Below are 18,975 nucleotides of genomic sequence, written 5' to 3'. Positions count from 1 at the left end.
GGTGGCTCTCCCTCGTGGGACGCAGAATCCGCAGCGCCTGAGGCCGTCGCACCGCCTCGGTGAGGCCGCCGCACCGCACCGCCTCGGTGGGGCCGTCCGTCACTCGATGCGCGAGGACAGCACGTTCCAGTCGGTGCCCACGGCGCTCAGCTCATCTCCGGTCTTCATCAGCACATACGGGTGAGCGGTGTCGACCTTGACGGTGTTTCCGTCCTTGTCGTTGGTCTTGACTGCTTCGATGGTGTCGCCGAGGTCGACCGAATAGTCACCGGGGACCTTGATCGTCAGGGTGCAGCGGACCTCGCCCATCCCGATGGCGCCGTGCTCGGTGCTCAGAGTCATCGAGTTGAAGTCGAGCTTCTCATAGGGTTTGCACGAGATATCGACCTTGTCGAATCCGGAGTCGTCACCGCGCAGGTCTCCCAGATAGCTCCTGAAGTCCTTGAACCCGCCCTCTTTCAATCCGTTGGCGTCCGCCTTGTCGGCCTTGCCGTCGGAGAGGAATGAGGAGACATCGTCGGCTGTCGTCGTCATCTCTTCGTTGAATCCCTGCGGGCCGGGCTTGACTGCCCCGTGCCCGTCGGCCATCAGCGTCGGCATCTGTTCGGTTGGAATGTAGGAAGCAGTGCGCACGATCGGATCGGTCGACGCCGATTCCCGAGTCACCAACTGCACCTGCGTGAGTTTCGCGTCCCCCTTGGAGGTGCCGAAGGCGTAGAACCACATCGGGTACTCGGTGAAGCTCGGGCTGCCGGCGACGACCTCGCTGAAGTTCGGAGCGCGCAGCTTCTGCTTCGCTTTCTTCGCGATCTGGATCTGTGCTCGGGTCCGATCGATCAGGGGCTCGCCCTGAATCTTCTCGAGGTCGGTGCCCCCGTCGTCGAGGATCTGATCGAGTGACTCGGTGTAGCCGGTCATGAATTCCCCGGCGTCGCCCGGGCGCATCGCCGTCCGTTCATAAGGAGTGATGTCGGGGCTGTCCGGCTGCGCGATAGGCACCGCGCTGCACCCGCTCAGGGCCAGACCGGAGGCCAATGTCGCGGCCGTGACCATGCGCAGCGATCGCCTGCCGGGCGTGTTCCCTCGCCGAGGTGGCGCTGCCTTCGTCCTGTCGCCCTTCTTCACGAGGCGAGAGCTCCTCACACGTCCGGTATTCGTCCCTGCGGGGGGTTCGCCCGAGCCGGCACCGGGGCCGGGCCCTGGCCCCGATCCCGAGCCCGGCCCCGAGCCACGGCGGGAATCTCTGCCCGCCGACTTCTTCTTTTTCTTCTCGGGCCGGATGCGACCGCTGTACCAACGCAGGAAGCAGTAGGCCGCGAATCCGGCCATGATGATGCCCAAGCCGATGCCGATGAGGCTCAGGGCCAGGACTCCTTCGACACGCATCTTCAGCGAGACGGTGGTTCCGTCAAGATTCTCTCCCTCGTTCGCGGGGGAGATGACGAGCACCTGTGGATCAGCGTCGAGGTCGAAGGTCTTCGCAACGTTCTCCCCCGTGTCCTGGCTGATCCACCAATCCATGTCCGTCAGCGGCGCCTCCGGAGCGGAGTCGCCGGGGATGAACCGATGGTCGAGGGTGTTGGGGAACTCGACGTTGCTGATCTGCTCCTGTGCCACTCCATCGAGGATGCTGTCGGTGTCGACACCGTTCGCGGTGCCGACGAACAGCTCCTTGCCGTCGGAGTTGCGTGCCTCGACGGTGACATCCGTGCCCGAATAGGGAACGATCGCCTCATCGAGGACCACGGCGTGAGCGCCGTCCTTGACGGTGAAGGCGTCGGTCTCGGTCACCTCGTCGGTGCCGACGACGGACAGAGCGGAGACAACCAGAACTGCCACGATCACTGCTGCGAACGCGAACAGAATGGCTGTGGAGAGACGGATTCTCTGGATCAGAACAAGGCCCTCATCAATGCTGTGCGCGCCTTGGTCACGGCCGGGTCATCTGCACCCAGGACTTCGAAGAGTTCGAGAACCCGCAGACGCAGCGCTTCCTTCTCATCGCCTGCGCTGACGCGGATCAGTGAGATCAGTCGGGTGAAGGCGCTGCCCGGGTTGCCTCCGACGACCTCTGCGTCGGCGGCTGCCTTGGCCGCCTCGACGTCTTTCGGGTTCGCATCGGCGGCGGCGATGAGCTGCTGTGGGTCGGCGTCGATGAGGCGGCGTCCCAGTCCGGCCCGGGCCAGGCCGAATTTGGCTTCCTCATCGGCCGGAGATGCCGACAGAGCGGCGTTGAACAGGGATTCGGCAGTGTCGAAGTCTCCCCGGCTCAGTGCCTCTTCGGCCTCCGGGTGGGCGGGACCTGTGGGTTCCTGCTCGGCACCGGCGACGACGGCATGACCGGTGACGCCGTTCTCGCCGGCGAGCTTGAGCAGCTCGTCGAAGTAGGCCTTCACCTGCGGTTCGGGCAGCGCGCTCTGGAACAGAGGCACGGGCTGGCCCTTGACGATGGCGATGACGTTCGGGATCGATTCGACGCCGAAGGCCTGCTGGAGTCGCGGGTTGGCGTCGACGTCGACCTTCGCCAGGACCAGGCGGCCGGCGAAGGATTCGACGACGCGTTGGACGACCGGTGAGAGCTGCTTGCCCGGCTCACTCCAGTCCGCCCACAGGTCGATGACGACGGGAACCCGGTCCGAGATCGCGACGACGTCGTTGAAACCGGCCTCATCGACGTCGAAGGCCAAGGCCGGCACCGGAACCGCATTCGGGTCCGCAGCTCCTCCGGCACTCTGCCCCGGTCCACTGCTCTGCTCCTCGTGAGGCAGGTTCCTGCCGCGTACCGCGGACAGGTCGAGTCCTTGGCTGGGCTGGGTGTTGTCCTGCGAGGGATCCATTGACACGTGGTCTCCTTTGTTGCGGGAAGTGCGATTGCGTTCGGTGCGTCGTCGTGGCGGAATTCTCCGGTTCGGACGGCGCTGATGACATCCAGTTTAGAACGTATCAACGCTGCCCGGTCTGCGACTGTTTCAGACCGTCGGGTCCGGGCCTATTCCAGCTGGGCGCCGCCGAGCGTCTCCAGTCCGCCGATGAGGCGCACCTTGCCGTCCTTGGGCACGAGGAACGTCAGCACCTGCGTCGTCTTCGTCGTCACCGACTTCTGGGTGCTGTCGGATCCGGTCAGTTCCTTCTGCGGTGTGGACAGCGTCAGAGTTCCGGTGCGGCCGTCGACGGATTGCGGAGAGATCGTGGACTCGGCCTCGACGACTCCGGTCACGACGGCGGCGTCGCCTGCGGTTCCCTGCGCGACGATCTCCTTGCCCGGCGTGTACTTGTACTCGACCTCGGCCTTGCCTTCTTCCGCGCTCTCCTTCTGTGCCGCCTGATTCTTCCAGATCGACTTCGAGAAGTCATCGGCTTCGAACTTCTTCGCCTCCTTCGAATCCTTGCCCGATTCCAGGGCCTTCGCGTAGTCGGAGACGGCCTTCTCCGGAGTCACGACATAATCCTTGGTCTTCGGATCAAGCAGCGCTGAACCCTTCCGGGCATCGGGGATCTCCGGCAGTTCGGTGCCCGGAACCAGCTGGGTCTGTGCCCACAGCTTGTAGTCCGCGCGCGGATCTTCCTGAGTCAGGACCAGAAGCTGGGTGTCATCGCCCGCCGAGGCGATGAGGCTGGTCATGCGTGGCCAGGAGTCGGTGGCCGCCGTGTAGTTGACCACGACCTCCTCATCGGCCACTGCCGGCGGCAGCTTGTGCTTCTCGATCTTCTTCTTCACCTTGTAGGCGTCCTCGCGCTGCTGCAGGGCAGGTCCGGCGGCGCGCTTCTTCAGTTCGGACTCATCGGAGTCCTTGTCAGCGGCCTTGATGCCCCCGGCCACGGAGTCGAGGATTCGTTCGGCCTGATCGCCGTTGACTCCGGCCGCGGCAGAGCTCGGGGCCTCTGAGGGTTCCGGTTTGGGCAGCTCCTCGGGCCCACAGGCGCTCAGCGCCAGAACCGGGACGATCGCGAATGCGGTGCCGTACTCCGCGAGCTTGCGGCGGCGTTCCTGGCGGGCCGTGCGCCGGTCCTTCTCCTTCTTCGCGCTGTTGCGGTTGAAGAACAGAACGACGATGCCGCCGACGAACAGTGCCCCACCGATGACCATCAGCGGGATGGCCCAGGGGGTGTCAGCATGGCTGGGCCAGGAGATGGTGACGGTCTTGACGTCGCCGGGCTCGCCGCTGCCGGCGACGAGGAACCCTGTCCGATTCGCGTCATCGCTCCAGTCGAGGCTGACCTTGTCGGTTCCCGTGACCTCGGACGTCCAGAGGTCGGCACCGGCCGGATTGGGAACTTCGGCCTCGCCGTCCTGGTTCTTGACGGTCAGTCCCCCTTCAGGGGCCAAGCCGGTCACGCGAGCGGACGCGGAGTTTCCGACCCAGGCGTCGACGTTCTCGATCGGGGCCTGGGCGATCGTGAGTTCGCCCGATCCCTCGACCTCGAGAGTCGCGGGGGTTTCGTAGAGATTGAGCATTCCGGGGTCGACGACGACGGCCGGTGCCTCGGCATCGATCTGCGTGGTGGCGGTGATCTGGTCATCCGGCGCCCACAGAGTCTTCTGCAGAATTCCGAGGCCTCCGACAACGAGACCCACCACCATGAGAATCACAGCAAGTGTGTAACGCACGTACGAACCCTTCCCTCAACAAACCTTCTTCGCGTCCCACGTCGAACCATCGGAGGGTCCTCTCGAACCATGGGACAAACCAAGTTTAAGTCACTGCGCGGGTATTGGTTTTGTGCGTGTACTCAGCGTGTGTCGGTGCGCACAGCCGACCGGAATGCCCACGACGGCTCCTCTGCCTTAAGCTGGAGCCGTGAGCAACGACAAAATTGTGTGGATCGACTGTGAAATGACCGGCCTCGACGAAGTCAGGGACGAGCTCATCGAAGTGGCGGCTGTCGTCACCGACTTCGACCTCAACCCCCTCGACGAGGGCATCGACATCGTCATCAGACCCTCCGCTGCGGCGTTGGAGAACATGAATGACTTCGTCACCCAGATGCACACGAGCTCCGGTCTCATCACCGAACTCGATGCCGGCACGACCGTCGCCGAGGCACAGACCCAGGTCCTCGAGTACATCAAGAAGCACGTCCCGGAGTCGGGCAAGGCTCCCCTGGGCGGCAATTCGGTGGGCACTGACAAGGTGTTCCTGAACAAGCAGATGCCCGAGCTCGTCGATCACCTCCACTACCGGATCATCGACGTGTCCTCGATCAAGGAACTGAGCAAACAGTGGTTCCCCCGCGCCTACTTCCAGTCCCCCGAGAAGCACGGCGGTCATCGTGCCCTCGGCGACATCCTCGACTCGATCATCGAGCTCCAGTACTACCGGAGGGCCGTCTTCTCCGCCGAGGGGCCGACGTCCGAAGAAGCGAAATCCATCGCCGCCGAGGTGGGGTCAAGCATTTCCCACTGAGCCGGTCGACTGCCCCGCCCGTGCTCGCGTGCTTCAGCTGGTCTTCTTCGCCGGCTGAGCGAAGACCGACGAGGGGAAGGCCCCCGACTGCGCCAGCACCTTGATCAGGGAGCGGCTCGGAGACACAAGCGCCTCGATCTCCTCATCGGTCAGCGCCGACCAGGCCGCGGCGACAGTGCCGTCGGTGAGCTGCTCGACCTGTTCCTTGAGATCGCGTCCGGCATCGGTGATGGCAGGCAGGTCGTAGCCGCGATCGTCGGTGCCGACGGTGATGAGGCCGGCTTCGGCCAGGCGCGACTGAGCACTCGTCCACTCCTCATCGGTGTAGCCGCGGGTCTTCTGTGCAGCTCGGGGACGGAACGAAGCACCCGTGGCGACGTCGAGCATGAGGGCGTCGATGCCCGGAACCCCTGCCGTCACAAGCGAGGCCACATGGCCGTCTCCGCGGAATTCTCTGGCGATGGTGGCCACGGCCCACAGCTGCTCGAAAGCGGTGTTCGGTTCGTAGCCGGCGAGTGCGTCGGCGGTGGCCAGAGCGAGTGGTCGCCCCGAGAAGTCCATGTTCGCCAGGACCGGCTGCATGGCCGTGGCCAGCTCGGTGGCCGCCTCGGTGAGCAGGGCGATGTCCTCGCGAGAGTCGAAGAGTTCGGCCATGAAGGCAGACACCGCATCGAAGCGCGCCTGCACCATGGTCTCCGGTGAAACCGTGTCCCACAGCTTCGGGATCTGCGAGGCGATGAAGGAATGCGAGTAGTTGCAGTAGACGGCGCTGACGACCCCGGCATTCACCCGACCCAGCGGGGCCGACCGTGCCGCCAGGTTCCCTTCGACTCCGGGTTCGAGTCCGTGCTTGCCGTATTCTCTGCCCACGGTCTCGGAGAAGTACATCGCCGAGTGGAATGAGTTGAGGCGGGAGGAGACGGTCCTGATGTTCTGCGTGCGCTGCGAGTTCATGGTGCCAATCCTATGGTCAGGTGTCCGTTGCGTCGATACCGTTCGTCGGTGCGTTCGTGCTGGTGGCCGCGGTATCGCTGCCCGTGGTCGTTGTGCTGATGCCCGTGGTCGCGGCGAACCAGTGGATGTGGGCCGCGCATTCTCGCCGTGCCCGGTCGGCGTCACCGGCGAGGATGCTTTCGAAGAGACCGGCGTGCTGATCGGTGAGTTCGGACTGCACCCACGGCCAGTCATCGATGGCGGCGGCCGCTGCGCAGACATAGTCGAGGATGCTGCTGGCCAGTGACGCCAGAATGATGTCGGTGACCGGATTTCCCGCAGCTGCACACAACTCACGATGAAACCTCGCATCGAGATCGTGGAAGTCGTCCTTGGCGATGTCGGGTTCGCGCATCGCGGTCAGGAGATCGCCCGCCTGCCGGAGGTGGACATCGCCCGGCCCAGGCGGGTGGATGCCCGCTCCTGGTGGCTGGACGCTGGAGCCTCGGCCACTGCGCTGCATCGTCGCGGCGGCGACAGCCTCGGCGGCGGTGGCGACGGCATCCGATTCGAGGACGACTCGGGTGGTGAGCACATCGGCAGGAGCGATGTGCCGGGCCGAAACGTGAAGCTTCAACGCACGGGACAGCCCCACGGCAGGCTCGGAGACGATGGCCGATCCGGCGTCAGGCCCCGATCCGACATTGGATCGGATGAGGCCGACTGCGCCGAGGATGCGGATGGCCTCGCGCACACTCGACCGGGAGACGTCGAATCGCTCGGCCAGGGTCCGCTCCCCCGGCAGGCGATCACCGAGGGTGAGACTGCCGTCGAGGAAGGCGCGCTCGATTCCGGCAAGGACTATTTCATAAGCCTTGTTCATCGTAATTGCCTCTTCGAGTCTGCGAGGTCGGCACCACTGCCGGCATCTGCACGTTCATCACACGCCTCGGCGCCGACATCTGTACGGGAGCATCCCCCTATGTTATGGTCTGACCACATTTGTGACAAGAACCACTTCCGTCGCATTCGATCGGCCCTGGCTCAGGGATCGTGGCCCGGATCCGATTCTTGGCACTGCAGGCAACTCGGCTTGGAGGTCAGATGAAGATTGCACTGTTCGCTACGTGCATCGTCGATGCCATGTATCCGGAGGCCGCGCAGGCAACCGTGTCCATTCTGCGCAGGTTGGGCCACGAGGTCATCTTCCCCAGTGGGCAGACCTGCTGTGGCCAGATGCACATCAATTCGGGGAAGTTCGCCCAGGCAGAGCCGGTCATCGCCGCCCATGCCCGCGCCTTCTCGAGCACCGAATGGGACGTCGCGGTCTCACCCTCGGCATCCTGCGTGGCCTCTCTGGGACACCAGCAGCCGATGGTCGCCAGGCGGATGGGCAACGAGGCCCTGGCCACGGAGGCCGCCGACATCGCCTCACGCACCTACGAACTCTCCCAGCTGCTCACCGACGTCCTCGGAATCACCGACGCGGAAGCGGACCTCGGCTCCTACTTCCCTCACCGGGTGACCTACCACCCCTCGTGTCACGGGATGCGGCTGCTGCGCCTCGGCGACCGGCAGAGCGATCTGCTGCGTTCGGTCGAAGGGATCGACTACGTCGAACTTCCCCTCGCCGATGCCTGCTGCGGATTCGGCGGGACGTTCTCGGTGAAGAACCCCGAGGTCTCCTCGGCGATGCTCGCGGACAAGATTCGGACCGTCCATTCGACCGGCGCCGAGGTGTGCACCGGTGGAGATGCTTCCTGCCTGCTGCACATGGGCGGCGGGATGTCTCGCTTCCAGCGCACCGGCAATTTCGAGGGCACCCCCGACGTCACCGCCGTGCATGTCAAGGAGACGAGTGCCGCCGACCCCGGCGGCAAGGACACCGATCACCTGAAAGCCGTCGTCGGTGCCGATGACGATGATCATCTGACACGAGGTGAGGACGGGACAGGGCCCGCCGAGCCGAGTGAGCTGCAGTCGGGTCTGAAGGTCGGACAGTCCACGGTCCACCTGGCCAGGATCCTCGCCTCGACCAGGGAGGACCCGCTGCGTGTCCAGAGTGAAGGAGCAACTGTGAGCGGAGGGAGTCTGCGATGACCTTTCTGGGAATGCCGCTGCTGCGGTCGACGCGAGACGATGAGATTCCGGGCGGACAGGGCAACATCGTCGAAGACGAGTCCTTCGCCGACGTCTCCCATCAGCATCTGTCGAATCAGCAGCTGCGCAACAACATCGGACATGCGACCTCGACGATCCGCGACAAACGCTCCGAGGTCGTCGCCGAACTCGACGATTGGGAGGCGCTGCGGGAAGCAGGCTCTCGGGCGAAGAACCACGTGATGGAGAATCTGCCCGAGTACCTGGCGCAGTTCGAGGAGAAGTTCACCGCTGCCGGCGGAGTCATCCACTGGGCCCGGGATGCCGATGAGGCCAATGCCATCGTCACCGAGCTCGTCGAGGCCAACGCTCCCGTGCTGGAGTCCGGGCGCCGTGAGGTGATCAAGGTCAAATCGATGGCAACCCAGGAGATCGGGCTCAACGAACACCTCGAGACCCAGGACATCGACGCCTTCGAAACCGATCTGGCCGAACTCATCGTCCAGCTCGGCGACGACAAGCCCAGCCATATCCTCGTGCCCGCCATCCACCGCAACCGCGACGAGATCCGCGACATCTTCATGGACAAGATGCCCGACGCCGGCGAGCTGACGAATGATCCTGCGGCGCTCGCCGAGGCGGCCAGGAAGCATCTGCGCCACAAGTTCCTGACCACGAAGGTCGCGGTCTCGGGAGCGAACTTCGGCATCGCGGACACCGGCACACTCGGAGTCGTCGAATCAGAGGGCAACGGACGCATGTGTCTGACCCTGCCGGAGACGCTGATCACGGTGATGGGCATCGAGAAGCTGCTGCCCAGCTTCGACGATCTCGAGGTGTTCCTGCAGCTGCTGCCGCGGTCCTCGACCGGCGAGCGGATGAACCCCTACACCTCGTTCTGGACGGGCGTGACTGAAGGCGATGGGCCCCAGAACGTGCATCTGGTCATCCTCGACAACGGACGCACACGCGCCCTGGCCGATGAGCACGGACGCACGGCGCTCAACTGCATCCGCTGCTCGGCCTGCATGAACGTCTGCCCCGTCTACGAACGCACCGGCGGCCACGCCTACGGGTCGACCTACCCGGGCCCCATCGGTGCGATCCTCTCGCCCCTGATGACCGGCGTCGAAGCCGAGGAGAACGGTTCCCTGCCCTACGCCTCGAGCCTATGCGGGGCCTGCTACGACGTGTGTCCGGTCAAGATCAACATTCCCGAGATCCTCGTTCACCTGCGCAACGAGGATGTCAAGGCCAATCACTCCCCCGTCTCATCGCAGCTCGACGCCGCACTCACCGGTGCTTCCTGGATGATGAGCGACGGAAAGAGAATGACCGCGGCCGAATCCGGTCTGCCCATCGCCCATGCGGTGACGGGTGGAGATCAGATCAATTCGCTGCCCGGCATCGCCGGAGCGTGGACCTCGAGCCGCGACATCCCCGGCTTGCCGGAGAAGAGCTTCAGGCAGCTGTGGGCCGAATCCGAAGACGAGTCCCATGGTGGGTCCGACGGCGAGGGAGACGAGAGATGACGGATACCGCACGTGAAGAGATCCTCGGGCGCATCAATCAGGCTCTCGGCCGCCGAGGTGGGGGCGAGTACGTCTCGTCCTCCTCAGGAACCGTCCCCGCCGGTTCACCCACAGGCGGCGCGGGCGCATCCTCCGCCGCCGAAGCCCCACACGCCCATCCGGGCGCTCTGGCAGCAGGCGGTGGCACCGTCGATCAGAGCGCGGACTATCTCCGCACGGGCACGCATGAGGGCGAAGACCTCATCGAACTCCTCGTCGACCGCCTCGAGGACTACAAGGCCGACGTCCACCGTGTCAGCGGCGACCCCGCTGCGACCATCGCAGGTCTCCTCGAGTCCGGGTCGAAGATCGTCGTTCCCCGTGGGCTCGATGATTCCTGGCTGCAGGACTTCACCGGTGAGGTCTCGGTCGATGCTCCCGGTCAGGAGCTGAGCGTTCCCGAACTCGACGCGCAGGCGGCCGTGGTGACCGCCTCGGCGGTGGCGATCGCACAGACGGGGACCATCGTCCTCGACGGATCACCGGAGTGCGGCAGGAGGGCGATCACGCTCGTGCCCGATCATCACGTCTGCGTGGTGCGTGTGAGCGACATCGTCGACATCGTCCCCGAGGGAATCGCACGTCTGACGCCGAGCGCAGCGCTGACGTTCATCTCCGGGCCCTCGGCGACGAGTGACATCGAGCTCAAACGCGTCGAAGGCGTCCACGGTCCTCGCACCCTCGATGTGGTCATCGTCGATACGTGAGCAAGGTCCGAGGCGACGTGGACATCGGCAGTACGCGACAATGGTGTCCATGACGACACCCCGCACTGTGCAGTACCCGCAGGAACCGCCTCGGCGGAGTTCGCGCCGGTCGACGTTCGTCGTCACCGCGGTCATCGTCGTGCTCACCCTCATCGTCGGCATCATCGCCGTCGACCGGGTGGTCGACTTCACCACCGAGCAGAGAATCGCCGAGGGCCTCGAACCCTACGGCGATGCCGATGTGAACGTCGAGGGCTTCCCCGTGCTCACCCAGATGGCCGGTGGAAGGCTCAACACGGTTCATGTCACCGCCGATCGGGCACGGTATTCCGACGTCGACTTCATCGACATCGATGCCAAGCTCTTCGACGTGCCCGTCGACACCTCGCGGCCGATCGGCACGGTCGAGGCGGGCGCGGTGATTCCGCTGTCGACGATCGATTCGCTCGCTTCCGAACACTCCTCCCTGCCCAACGGCCTGTCATTCACCACGATCGACGACGATCTCTTCCTCAAGGGCTCTCTGCTCGGGCAGGAGCTGCTCATCGGCATCGAACCGAAAGCAGACTCGCGGCGGGTCGTCGTGGGTGCCACGACGATCAGGCTCGGATCCTCGAAGGTCGACATCGACTCGCTCCCCTCGTTTCTGACCTCGTCCATCACAGACATCGTCATCGACCTCGACTTCCTGCCCACCGGACTCGAACTCACAGACATCGAAGCAACAGACACGGGACTGGCGATCAGCCTCCACGGCACCGGCGTCTCCTTGAACTGAGTAGTGAGTGCCCTGGTCCTGCTGGGCGTGCGCCCTGTCCTCGCTGGAACATTCCGCCGTCAGGTAGACTGGTCGCGATGACTTCCTCAGTGCCCCACGCAGTATTCACACCGAAGGTGTGGGTACTCGAACACCCGGGCACCAATGGCTACATCACCTCGTGGGGCAGGATGCTGTCGGGGACAGCACCGCTTCTCGCCGTAGACCGACTCCGGCCCACCCTCTGAGCACACCGTCATGAGCGCGACCGCCTCGGCGATCGATCACTGACCGCTCAGGCTGAGCACCCGCACACGTTTCGGGCCGGACAGACACATCATCCGGCAACGAAATGGAACCATCGTGACTGCACCATCTGTGACCAACCCCGCCGCATCCGGCCTTCTGTCCTGTCTGCGCAAGGACACCGTCGGCGGCGGACTCCTCCTCATCGCCGCCCTCACGGCCCTCGTGTGGGCGAACTCTCCCCTCGCCGATTCCTACTTCGCGATCAGGGACGTCGAATTCGGAATCGCAGCCTGGCATCTGCAGCTGAGCCTGGGCACCTGGACCGCCGACGGTCTGCTCGCAATCTTCTTCTTCCTCGTCGGCGTGGAGCTGAAGACCGAATTCACGCATGGCGATCTGCGCCGCTTCCGCACTGCCATCGTTCCGATCGCTGCCGCAGCAGGCGGGGTCATCGCCCCTGCCCTCGCCTACGCGGTGCTCATGACCTCCCAGCCGGAGCTGTTGCACGGATGGGCGATTCCAACGGCGACGGACATCGCATTCGCCGTCGCGATCCTTGCGATCATCGGCTCCCACCTGCCCAAGGCTCTGCGCATCTTCCTCCTCACTCTCGCCGCGGTCGACGATCTGATGGCGATCGGCATCATCGCCGTCTTCTACACCGAGACCATCAGCCTCGTCCCGCTTCTGAGCGCTCTGGCAGTCATCGTCGTCTACGGCCTCGTCGCCGGCCGCTTCAGAACCTTCTTCGTCGAACGCGCCTGGGCCGCATGGGTGATCCTGCTTCCCCTCGGGCTGATCGCCTGGGCGCTCATGCATGCCTCCGGGGTCCACGCAACGATCGCCGGGGTCCTGCTCGGGTTCGCCATCCCGGCGGTGGCCGCTCGCCGCCGGCGCAGCCAACGCACCGGCAGCCGTCCCCAGGGCGTCCGGTCCCAGGACAGCCGATCCCTGAACGGTCACCTCCAACCCAACCTCGCCGAGGTGATCGAACATCGTCTGCGGCCCCTGTCCGCGGGATTCGCCGTCCCCGTCTTCGCCTTCTTCGCCGCCGGAGTGGCGGTGGGCGGACCGGAGGGTCTGGCGACGGCATTCACCCAACCGCTGACCTTCGCGATCATGGCAGCACTGGTCGTGGGCAAACCGCTCGGAATCCTCGGATCGACGTGGTTGGTCACCAGAATCACCTCGGCCGGATTGGACCCGAACCTGAAGTGGCTTGATCTGACCGGCATCGGCCTGCTCGCAGGAATCGGATTCACGGTCTCCCTCCTCGTCGCCGAACTCAGCTTCGTCCCCGACTCGCCCGATCACGACTATGCGAAGGTTGCGATCCTCAGCGCCTCCGTCATCGCTGCCCTGCTGGCAACGCTGGTCTTGGGCGCCAGGAACCGTCGGCACCGCAGGGCTGAGGACGATACCCTGGGTGTGCACCACCACTGACCCAGCATGAGAAAGGCTCAACGATGAGCACGATCACTCCGGCAGCCGAACGCTTCGGATCCGACCTCGCCGAACTCGCCGCCCTCGTCGACTCGGATCGTCCGGGATGGACGAGACGAGCGCTGAGTGAGTTCGACATCGCCGGCCGCGACTACGCCCGCACCCTGATGAAGCAGGCAGGACTGTCGACCCGCATAGACGGTGCCGGCAACGTCATCGGGGTGCTGCCCGGTCGCCTCGGCGGGCAGGAGATCATGCTGGGATCCCACACCGACACCGTCGACGGCGGTGGCCGCTTCGACGGGATCACCGGCGTCCTCGGCGCCATCGAGGTCGTGCGACTGCTCCGGGAGAACAGCATCCGCCTCGACCATGACCTCGTGATCGTGGTCTTCTTCAACGAGGAACCCAACGACTTCGGCTTCTTCTGCGTCGGCTCCCGCGCAATGACGGGACTCGTCGACCGCACCACCCTGGCCACCACAGACCCCAGCGGCCGCAGCCTCGCCGAGGCGCTGCCGTCCTCCGGCATCGACCCCGAGGCCTTCCTCGACGCACGCTACGACTTCTCGAAGGTCACCGCTTTCCTCGAACTCCACATCGAGCAGGGCCCCGAGCTGGAGCGGATCGGCAAACAGATCGGCGTCGTCGAGACGATCACCGGCATCACCCACTTCAAGGCGCTCTTCACCGGCCGCCAGGACCATGCGGGCACAACCCCGATGGATGTCCGCGCCGACGCCGGATGCGCCGCAGCCGGCACCGTGCTCGCCGTCGAATCGATCGCCGAGTCCGGGACGAACACCCGCGGCACGAGCGGTCAGATCCAGTTCACCCCGGAAGCCATCAACGTCGTATCCGCCAACGCCAACGTCGAGGGCGAGTTCCGCGGCCCCGACGGTTCATGGCTGCATGAGGCACAGCGCCGACTCACCGATGCCGCCGGCACCCAGGCCGACAGGCGCGGCGTCCATGTGGACATGGAGTGGACGACGAGCGACGCACCCGTGCCCCTGCACGAACCGATCACCTCGACCATCGCCGAGGCGGCCGATGAACTCGGTCACACGCGCGCCACAATGTTCTCCGGTGCCGGTCACGACGCCGGCATCATCGCGGCCAAGACACAGGTCGGCATGATCTTCGTTCCCTCACATGACGGGCGCAGCCACTGTCCGGAGGAGTTCACCGAACTCGATGACATCCTGCCCGGCATCGAGGTTCTGCTCGAGACCGTGCTGCGTCTCGACGGGTCCGCGCGGTCAGGTGGGACACAGCCGAGGTGACTAGGGTTTCCAGTGACACGACCTCCAGCTGAGAAGGGCCGCATCATGTCATTCGATAAATACATCAACAAGGCCAAGAATCTGGCCAATGATCCGAAGGTCCGCGAGAAGCTCAACTCCGAGAAGGCGGAGAAGGCCAGCGATTCGATCCTCGACAAGGCCGCAGGAGTTGCCGAATCACTGACCAACGGCAAGCACACCGAGAAGATCCAGAAGGCTAGAGACGCCGCCGACCGCGCCGTCGGCACCGATGGGAACTCGGAGAACCAGCAACCCGAGGACGAACGGGCGCAGGGCGACCAGGCTGGCGGACAGTCTGCCGGCGAGCCGTCTCAGGGTGAGCGCCCCGAAGACAGCGGCCCCGGCGAGGGCAACCGCTATGAGAATCGGCGCGATGGCGAGGGCGGACCACGCCCCTGAGAGCCGTCACTTCGTCGAATCGATCTCCGGTTCGATGAGCTCGGCCTCGTCCGCGTCGAGTGTGATCCGCACGACCGCGTCGCCCTCGAGCTCGTCGTTGCCGATGAGCCAGGCATCGCCGGATTTGTGTCCGCACGGTTCGGCGGCCGGTGCCCATTTCTCGCATTCGACCATCATGATCGGTTCCGCCGATGTCACGATCACATCACCGGGAACCAACGGTCGCAGATAGACGGTGACTCCGTCCTCCTCGGCGGCGGTGGGTCCGTGCTCTGCACCCACGGTTGCGCCCGTGACCCGGTAGTCGACAGTGCCTTCATGCTCTCCTTCGGTGAAATCGTGCCGGGCCGAGATGTCGACGGCGTGCACCGTGTGCTCAACGCTCACCTCGGCGGACTGACCGTCCATGGTGATGGCCGGATCCGAGTACTGCGCCCGCAGATAGGGCGGCAGCACGGACTCGGTGTCCGGCAGTCGGAAGCCGTCGTGGACCATGCCGCCGAAGGAGAACTCGAAGCCACGGGCCAGCTCCATGGTCTGGTCGATGTGCACGTCATAACTGCCGTCCGACTCGATCGAGACGGTGTGCGTGGCTTCCCGACCCATATAGGGGTTGGGCACGGCGCTGACATCATCAGCAACGATCGACTCGATGAAGAGGGCCCCCGCGACAACGGCCAGGACGCATGCTCCGGCTCCGGCGGCTCTACCCCAGTGCGAATCGATCCGGTGCAGTCGGCTGCTCATGATCAGCTCCATTTCTCAGGTGCGGCGCTCGGCTCGGCCTGCATGTTGTCCGGGGCGTCGAAGCCGATCGCGTCAATATTGTCGGTCACGGCCCGCCTCCAGGTCAGTCGGGTTCCGTCCTGACCAAGGCTGCGTTCGCGCAAACCGCTGCAATCGTCATCTGGAGTGAAGCTGCGATTGTTCGGAAGACACCGGATCTTCCCTCCGGAGGCCAGAGAGATCGTGCGGATGCTCGTCGCTTCATGCGACCCATTGGGAAAGCTCAGGGGCAGTGCGAAGAACTCCCGGCCCTCAACCTCGAGGTAGACGTCGTCGAGGACATAGGAGATGTCGATGATATGGCGCCCCGGGGTCCACTGTGAATCCTCATTGGGCGGATTCGAGTTCGTGAACTCATAGATGACGGAGTCGAAGAATGGATCCTCGACCTCGGAATCATCTCGAGTCACGGTGAGGTCGCCCACCTCGGCGGGATCGTCCTTCGTCGATTCCTCTGCGGTGCTCAGCTGCACCGCCGTGACATCCGAGACCGTCGGCACCACGAAATACCGTGGACCGTCACGTTCCGACCCGATCGTTTCGCCGCTGATGTACCACTTGATCGGGCGGTCCTCGTTCGCGGTCGCGTCGAAGATCAGACGCTCGGAGATGTGCAGGCTGCCGTCGGTCTGCGGCGCCACGGACAGCGTGATCTCTTCGGGCGTCAGCGCCTGCTGGGGAAGCCGCCGCTTGTCGGGAGGCATATCGGTGATGTCTGTGATCGCCGAGGACACGACGATGACAACGAGGACAATCATCGCGACCCCGGCAATGCTGGCCACGCTGGCGATGACGACTTTAATGGGCTTGGGCATCTTCACACCGTATGTTCCGACGAGACCTGGACATGTGATGATCGAGTGCCAGTTCTGCCACACACTCAGTCTGGTCCGGAGTCGGCGGCTGCGTTGGTCTCCCCACCTGCACTGTTGTGTGTGAGAATAGCACTCGGGCGATCGCCGCCCCCGTCCCACGATCAACCGAATTTCTTCATACTGCAGGAGGTGCAATGCGATCGCCTATCCCTGATTTCTTGGACGAGACGCTCGATCGTCACAGGTCAGACCGGTCCGGTGCGAACGCGGACTACATTCCGGATCTGGCCGCGGCCGATCCGGAGAAGCTGGGCATCTGCATCTCCACTCTCGACGGGGTCGAATACACCTCCGGTGACTCGGAGTTCGAGTTCTCGATCCAGTCGATGTCGAAGCCGTTCATCTACGGCATGGTGCTCGAGCAGGAAGGCATGGCCGCGGTCCTCGACATGGTCGGTGTCGAACCCAGCGGAGAGGCCTTCAACGAACTCTCGCTGGACAAGATGTCCGGCAAACCGCTCAATCCGATGATCAACGCCGGAGCCATGGTCATCCATTCGCTGTTGGGCGAGCCGGGAACATCACTGGCCGAACGGATCGAGATCGTCCGTGCGGGCCTGTCCGAGTTCGCCGGTCGTCAGCTGCGTGTCGACGATTCGGTGGCCGAAGGCGAATGGGGCGAGGCCTACCGCAATGTTGCGATCGCCAATATGCTCCGCTCCTACGGCGTCTACACCGACCAGCCCGACGCGGTCGTCCAAGGCTATATCGCCCAATGTTCGATCCTCATCACCACCCGAGATCTGGGCATCATGGCGGCCACCCTGGCGGCAGGCGGGGTCAACCCCATCTCCGGCAAGCAGGTGCTCTCGCCTCGCGTGAATCGGCAGGTGCTCGGCGTCATGATGACCTGCGGCATGTACGACGCTGCCGGCGACTGGATGACAGAGGTCGGAGTGCCGGCGAAGTCCGGTGTCTCTGGTGGAGTCTTCGGGGTCCTGCCCGGTCAGGTGGGCATCGCGACCTTCTCTCCGCGTCTGGACAAGCACGGGACGAGTGTTCGCGGTGCCAATATCTTCCGTACGCTGTCACGAGAGTTGAGTCTGCACATCATGGACGCACCCGAACCGGCACGCTCGATCATCCGTCGTGACCGTCGCTTCGTCGATTCGCAGGGAGTCATGGTCCGCATCTGCAGCCTCCAGGGCCTCATCCAGTGGAGCGGTGCCGAGAACGTCATCCGGACCATGGACGCACCGGAGTCCAATGTCGAGGCCTTCGTCCTCGATCTGCGCCGGGTCAATGAGATCAACGGGGTGGCCAGACGCATGCTCACCGAGGCGATGAGTCGGCTCGAGGAGGAGGGAAAGCGCATCGCGCTCATGGATCCCGAGGACATGCTCCTGTGCCAGAGTCCGAGTTCTTCCCTGCCCGACGTCGAATACGTTGACTCCCCCAAGGCGCTCAAGGGTCTGCGGCGGCTGCGTGAGGATTGGTCCCAGAGAGCCGTCTGATCTGACCGCTTGATACCGCTTGATAAGGTGAGGCTAACTATCCCCAGTGCGCCGAGGTGATTCACGATCTCCTCGGCGCCGACGTTTCCTCAGGAAGGCAGCTTATGACGACCCCGACGACGCCCCGGAGCACCTCTGCCCGCCCGCCACGGCCGCAGGCAGTCATGACCGTGCAGGAGGTCACGGAGATCACCCCGAACCTGATTCGGATCAGGGCCGGTGGTGATGGCTTCGACGCGATTTCGAGCAATGCGGCCACGGACAAATACGTCAAACTCATGTTCGCCGATCCTGCTCACGGCCTGACCCCGCCCTATGACCTGACGGAACTGCGGGAGAAGAGTCCCGAGAAGCTCCCACGCAATCGCACCTACACCGTGCGCGAGATCAACGAGGACGAGAAATGGCTGTCCCTGGACTTCATCATCCACGGCGCTGACGGCGTCGCCGGCCCCTGGGCCACGACGGCACAACCCGGCGACACCTTGGTCATGGTCGGAGCCGGAGGCAAATACCAGCCCGATCCCGATGCCCCGTGGCACCTGCTCATCGCCGACCACACCGCGATCCCGGCCGTGAGCACGGCGCTCGAGGCGATGGACGCCGAGGCGAGGGGCATCGTCATCGCCGCCGTTGAGGATGAAGCGGACCGACAGCTGCCGACACCACCGGCCGGCGTCACCGTGGTCTGGGTCGACAGCGACGACGAGCTCATCGCCGCTGTTCGTGGGCTCGACTGGCCCGAAGGGACCCCGCAGGTCTTCGCCCACGGTGAGCGGGAGACGATCAAGACGATCCGACCGATCCTCAAGGAACACGAGGTGCCCCGCGAGTCTCTGTCGATCTCTGCCTATTGGGCACGCGGACGGGCCGAGGACCAGTTCCAGGCCGAAAAGCGCGAACCCATCGGCACAATCGACTGACGCCGCCTCGCGTGCTCTCGGTCAGTGAAGGTCGAGGGCCTCGACCACCTCGGCGACTCGTCGCTT

18 protein-coding genes are annotated in these 18,975 nt (G+C 64.5%); 11 read left to right on the top strand and 7 right to left on the bottom strand.

The window, feature by feature from the left end; translation table 11 throughout:
* Nucleotides 1-99: 99 nt before the first annotated feature.
* The 3 genes from L0G76_RS07380 to L0G76_RS07370 all read right to left on the bottom strand — a co-directional run bounded on the left by L0G76_RS07380 (nt 100) and on the right by L0G76_RS07370 (nt 4,582).
* A complete protein-coding gene (locus L0G76_RS07380) occupies nt 100-1,839 on the bottom strand; it encodes a hypothetical protein (RefSeq protein ID WP_304356646.1) in 1,740 nt (579 codons plus the stop codon).
* A 53-nt stretch (nt 1,840-1,892) separates the two neighbouring features.
* Nucleotides 1,893-2,837, bottom strand: a complete 945-nt coding sequence (locus L0G76_RS07375) for a tetratricopeptide repeat protein (RefSeq protein WP_304356648.1) — start codon at nt 2,835-2,837, stop codon at nt 1,893-1,895.
* A gap of 152 nt (nt 2,838-2,989) precedes the next feature.
* Nucleotides 2,990-4,582 (bottom strand): DUF8094 domain-containing protein, encoded by a 1,593-nt coding sequence (locus L0G76_RS07370; protein WP_304356647.1) that lies wholly within the window; start codon nt 4,580-4,582, stop codon nt 2,990-2,992.
* Between the two features lie 217 nt (nt 4,583-4,799).
* On the opposite strand from L0G76_RS07370, the gene orn reads away from it, so the two are divergent.
* Nucleotides 4,800-5,405: an oligoribonuclease gene (gene orn / locus L0G76_RS07365; RefSeq protein WP_304356645.1), complete on the top strand. Its 606-nt coding sequence runs from the start codon at nt 4,800-4,802 to the stop codon at nt 5,403-5,405.
* A 33-nt stretch (nt 5,406-5,438) separates the two neighbouring features.
* Here orn and L0G76_RS07360 read toward each other — a convergent pair whose 3' ends face one another.
* Both L0G76_RS07360 and L0G76_RS07355 read right to left on the bottom strand, forming a co-directional pair.
* Entirely contained in the window at nt 5,439-6,359 is a 921-nt protein-coding gene (locus L0G76_RS07360) for an SCO6745 family protein (RefSeq protein ID WP_304356644.1), read from the bottom strand.
* Nucleotides 6,360-6,375: 16 nt separating this feature from the next.
* Nucleotides 6,376-7,221, bottom strand: coding sequence for a FadR/GntR family transcriptional regulator (locus tag L0G76_RS07355; RefSeq protein ID WP_304356643.1), 846 nt, complete (start codon nt 7,219-7,221; stop codon nt 6,376-6,378).
* A gap of 221 nt (nt 7,222-7,442) precedes the next feature.
* On the opposite strand from L0G76_RS07355, the gene L0G76_RS07350 reads away from it, so the two are divergent.
* The 8 genes from L0G76_RS07350 to L0G76_RS07315 all read left to right on the top strand — a co-directional run bounded on the left by L0G76_RS07350 (nt 7,443) and on the right by L0G76_RS07315 (nt 14,871).
* On the top strand, nt 7,443-8,438 hold the full coding sequence (locus tag L0G76_RS07350; protein WP_304356642.1) for a (Fe-S)-binding protein: 996 nt from the start codon (nt 7,443-7,445) through the stop codon (nt 8,436-8,438).
* A complete protein-coding gene (locus L0G76_RS07345; RefSeq protein ID WP_304356641.1) occupies nt 8,435-9,970 on the top strand; it encodes a LutB/LldF family L-lactate oxidation iron-sulfur protein in 1,536 nt (511 codons plus the stop codon). The genes L0G76_RS07350 and L0G76_RS07345 overlap by 4 nt, the downstream gene beginning before the upstream one ends.
* Nucleotides 9,967-10,716: a LutC/YkgG family protein gene (locus tag L0G76_RS07340; protein WP_304356640.1), complete on the top strand. Its 750-nt coding sequence runs from the start codon at nt 9,967-9,969 to the stop codon at nt 10,714-10,716. The genes L0G76_RS07345 and L0G76_RS07340 overlap by 4 nt, the downstream gene beginning before the upstream one ends.
* 49 nt (nt 10,717-10,765) lie before the next feature.
* Nucleotides 10,766-11,494, top strand: a complete 729-nt coding sequence (locus tag L0G76_RS07335) for an LmeA family phospholipid-binding protein (RefSeq protein WP_304356639.1) — start codon at nt 10,766-10,768, stop codon at nt 11,492-11,494.
* Between the two features lie 77 nt (nt 11,495-11,571).
* Nucleotides 11,572-11,721 (top strand): hypothetical protein, encoded by a 150-nt coding sequence (locus L0G76_RS07330; RefSeq protein WP_304356638.1) that lies wholly within the window; start codon nt 11,572-11,574, stop codon nt 11,719-11,721.
* Between the two features lie 115 nt (nt 11,722-11,836).
* The gene (gene nhaA, locus L0G76_RS07325; protein WP_304356637.1) at nt 11,837-13,165 is read left to right on the top strand and encodes a Na+/H+ antiporter NhaA; all 1,329 of its coding nucleotides are present in this window, start codon (nt 11,837-11,839) and stop codon (nt 13,163-13,165) included.
* A gap of 23 nt (nt 13,166-13,188) precedes the next feature.
* A complete protein-coding gene (locus L0G76_RS07320) occupies nt 13,189-14,451 on the top strand; it encodes a M20 family metallo-hydrolase (RefSeq protein WP_304356636.1) in 1,263 nt (420 codons plus the stop codon).
* 45 nt (nt 14,452-14,496) lie between these two features.
* Nucleotides 14,497-14,871, top strand: a complete 375-nt coding sequence (locus L0G76_RS07315; RefSeq protein WP_304356635.1) for an antitoxin — start codon at nt 14,497-14,499, stop codon at nt 14,869-14,871.
* Between the two features lie 6 nt (nt 14,872-14,877).
* Here the strand turns inward: L0G76_RS07315 and L0G76_RS07310 are convergent, their stop codons facing one another.
* Nucleotides 14,878-15,618 carry a hypothetical protein gene (locus L0G76_RS07310; RefSeq protein ID WP_304356634.1) on the bottom strand — a complete coding sequence of 247 codons (741 nt, stop codon included), beginning with the start codon at nt 15,616-15,618 and terminating at the stop codon, nt 14,878-14,880.
* A 2-nt stretch (nt 15,619-15,620) separates the two neighbouring features.
* The gene (locus L0G76_RS07305; protein WP_304356633.1) at nt 15,621-16,472 is read right to left on the bottom strand and encodes a hypothetical protein; all 852 of its coding nucleotides are present in this window, start codon (nt 16,470-16,472) and stop codon (nt 15,621-15,623) included.
* Between the two features lie 194 nt (nt 16,473-16,666).
* Here L0G76_RS07305 and L0G76_RS07300 point away from each other — a divergent pair, with 194 nt between their 5' ends.
* Together L0G76_RS07300 and L0G76_RS07295 are read left to right on the top strand one after the other, a co-directional pair.
* Nucleotides 16,667-17,986, top strand: coding sequence for a glutaminase (locus L0G76_RS07300; protein WP_092107022.1), 1,320 nt, complete (start codon nt 16,667-16,669; stop codon nt 17,984-17,986).
* A 164-nt stretch (nt 17,987-18,150) separates the two neighbouring features.
* The gene (locus L0G76_RS07295) at nt 18,151-18,909 is read left to right on the top strand and encodes a siderophore-interacting protein (RefSeq protein WP_369696169.1); all 759 of its coding nucleotides are present in this window, start codon (nt 18,151-18,153) and stop codon (nt 18,907-18,909) included.
* Nucleotides 18,910-18,975: the final 66 nt, after the last annotated feature.

Source organism: Brevibacterium picturae, from assembly GCF_030453725.1.
In the GTDB taxonomy this organism is placed as follows: Bacteria; Actinomycetota; Actinomycetes; order Actinomycetales; family Brevibacteriaceae; genus Brevibacterium; species Brevibacterium sandarakinum_A.
This window is presented reverse-complemented; position numbering and strand designations above follow the sequence as displayed.

Coding starts and splice junctions, on each gene's coding strand:
- L0G76_RS07360 (WP_304356644.1), bottom strand. CDS start 6,359: ATGAACTCGCAGCGCACGCAGAACATCAGGACCGTCTCCTCCCGCCTC.
- L0G76_RS07295 (WP_369696169.1), top strand. CDS start 18,151: ATGACCGTGCAGGAGGTCACGGAGATCACCCCGAACCTGATTCGGATC.
- L0G76_RS07375 (WP_304356648.1), bottom strand. CDS start 2,837: ATGGATCCCTCGCAGGACAACACCCAGCCCAGCCAAGGACTCGACCTG.
- L0G76_RS07355 (WP_304356643.1), bottom strand. CDS start 7,221: ATGAACAAGGCTTATGAAATAGTCCTTGCCGGAATCGAGCGCGCCTTC.
- L0G76_RS07370 (WP_304356647.1), bottom strand. CDS start 4,582: ATGGTGGTGGGTCTCGTTGTCGGAGGCCTCGGAATTCTGCAGAAGACT.
- L0G76_RS07300 (WP_092107022.1), top strand. CDS start 16,667: ATGCGATCGCCTATCCCTGATTTCTTGGACGAGACGCTCGATCGTCAC.
- L0G76_RS07345 (WP_304356641.1), top strand. CDS start 8,435: ATGACCTTTCTGGGAATGCCGCTGCTGCGGTCGACGCGAGACGATGAG.
- L0G76_RS07340 (WP_304356640.1), top strand. CDS start 9,967: ATGACGGATACCGCACGTGAAGAGATCCTCGGGCGCATCAATCAGGCT.
- L0G76_RS07335 (WP_304356639.1), top strand. CDS start 10,766: ATGACGACACCCCGCACTGTGCAGTACCCGCAGGAACCGCCTCGGCGG.
- L0G76_RS07320 (WP_304356636.1), top strand. CDS start 13,189: ATGAGCACGATCACTCCGGCAGCCGAACGCTTCGGATCCGACCTCGCC.
- L0G76_RS07330 (WP_304356638.1), top strand. CDS start 11,572: ATGACTTCCTCAGTGCCCCACGCAGTATTCACACCGAAGGTGTGGGTA.
- L0G76_RS07310 (WP_304356634.1), bottom strand. CDS start 15,618: ATGAGCAGCCGACTGCACCGGATCGATTCGCACTGGGGTAGAGCCGCC.
- L0G76_RS07305 (WP_304356633.1), bottom strand. CDS start 16,472: ATGCCCAAGCCCATTAAAGTCGTCATCGCCAGCGTGGCCAGCATTGCC.
- L0G76_RS07315 (WP_304356635.1), top strand. CDS start 14,497: ATGTCATTCGATAAATACATCAACAAGGCCAAGAATCTGGCCAATGAT.
- L0G76_RS07350 (WP_304356642.1), top strand. CDS start 7,443: ATGAAGATTGCACTGTTCGCTACGTGCATCGTCGATGCCATGTATCCG.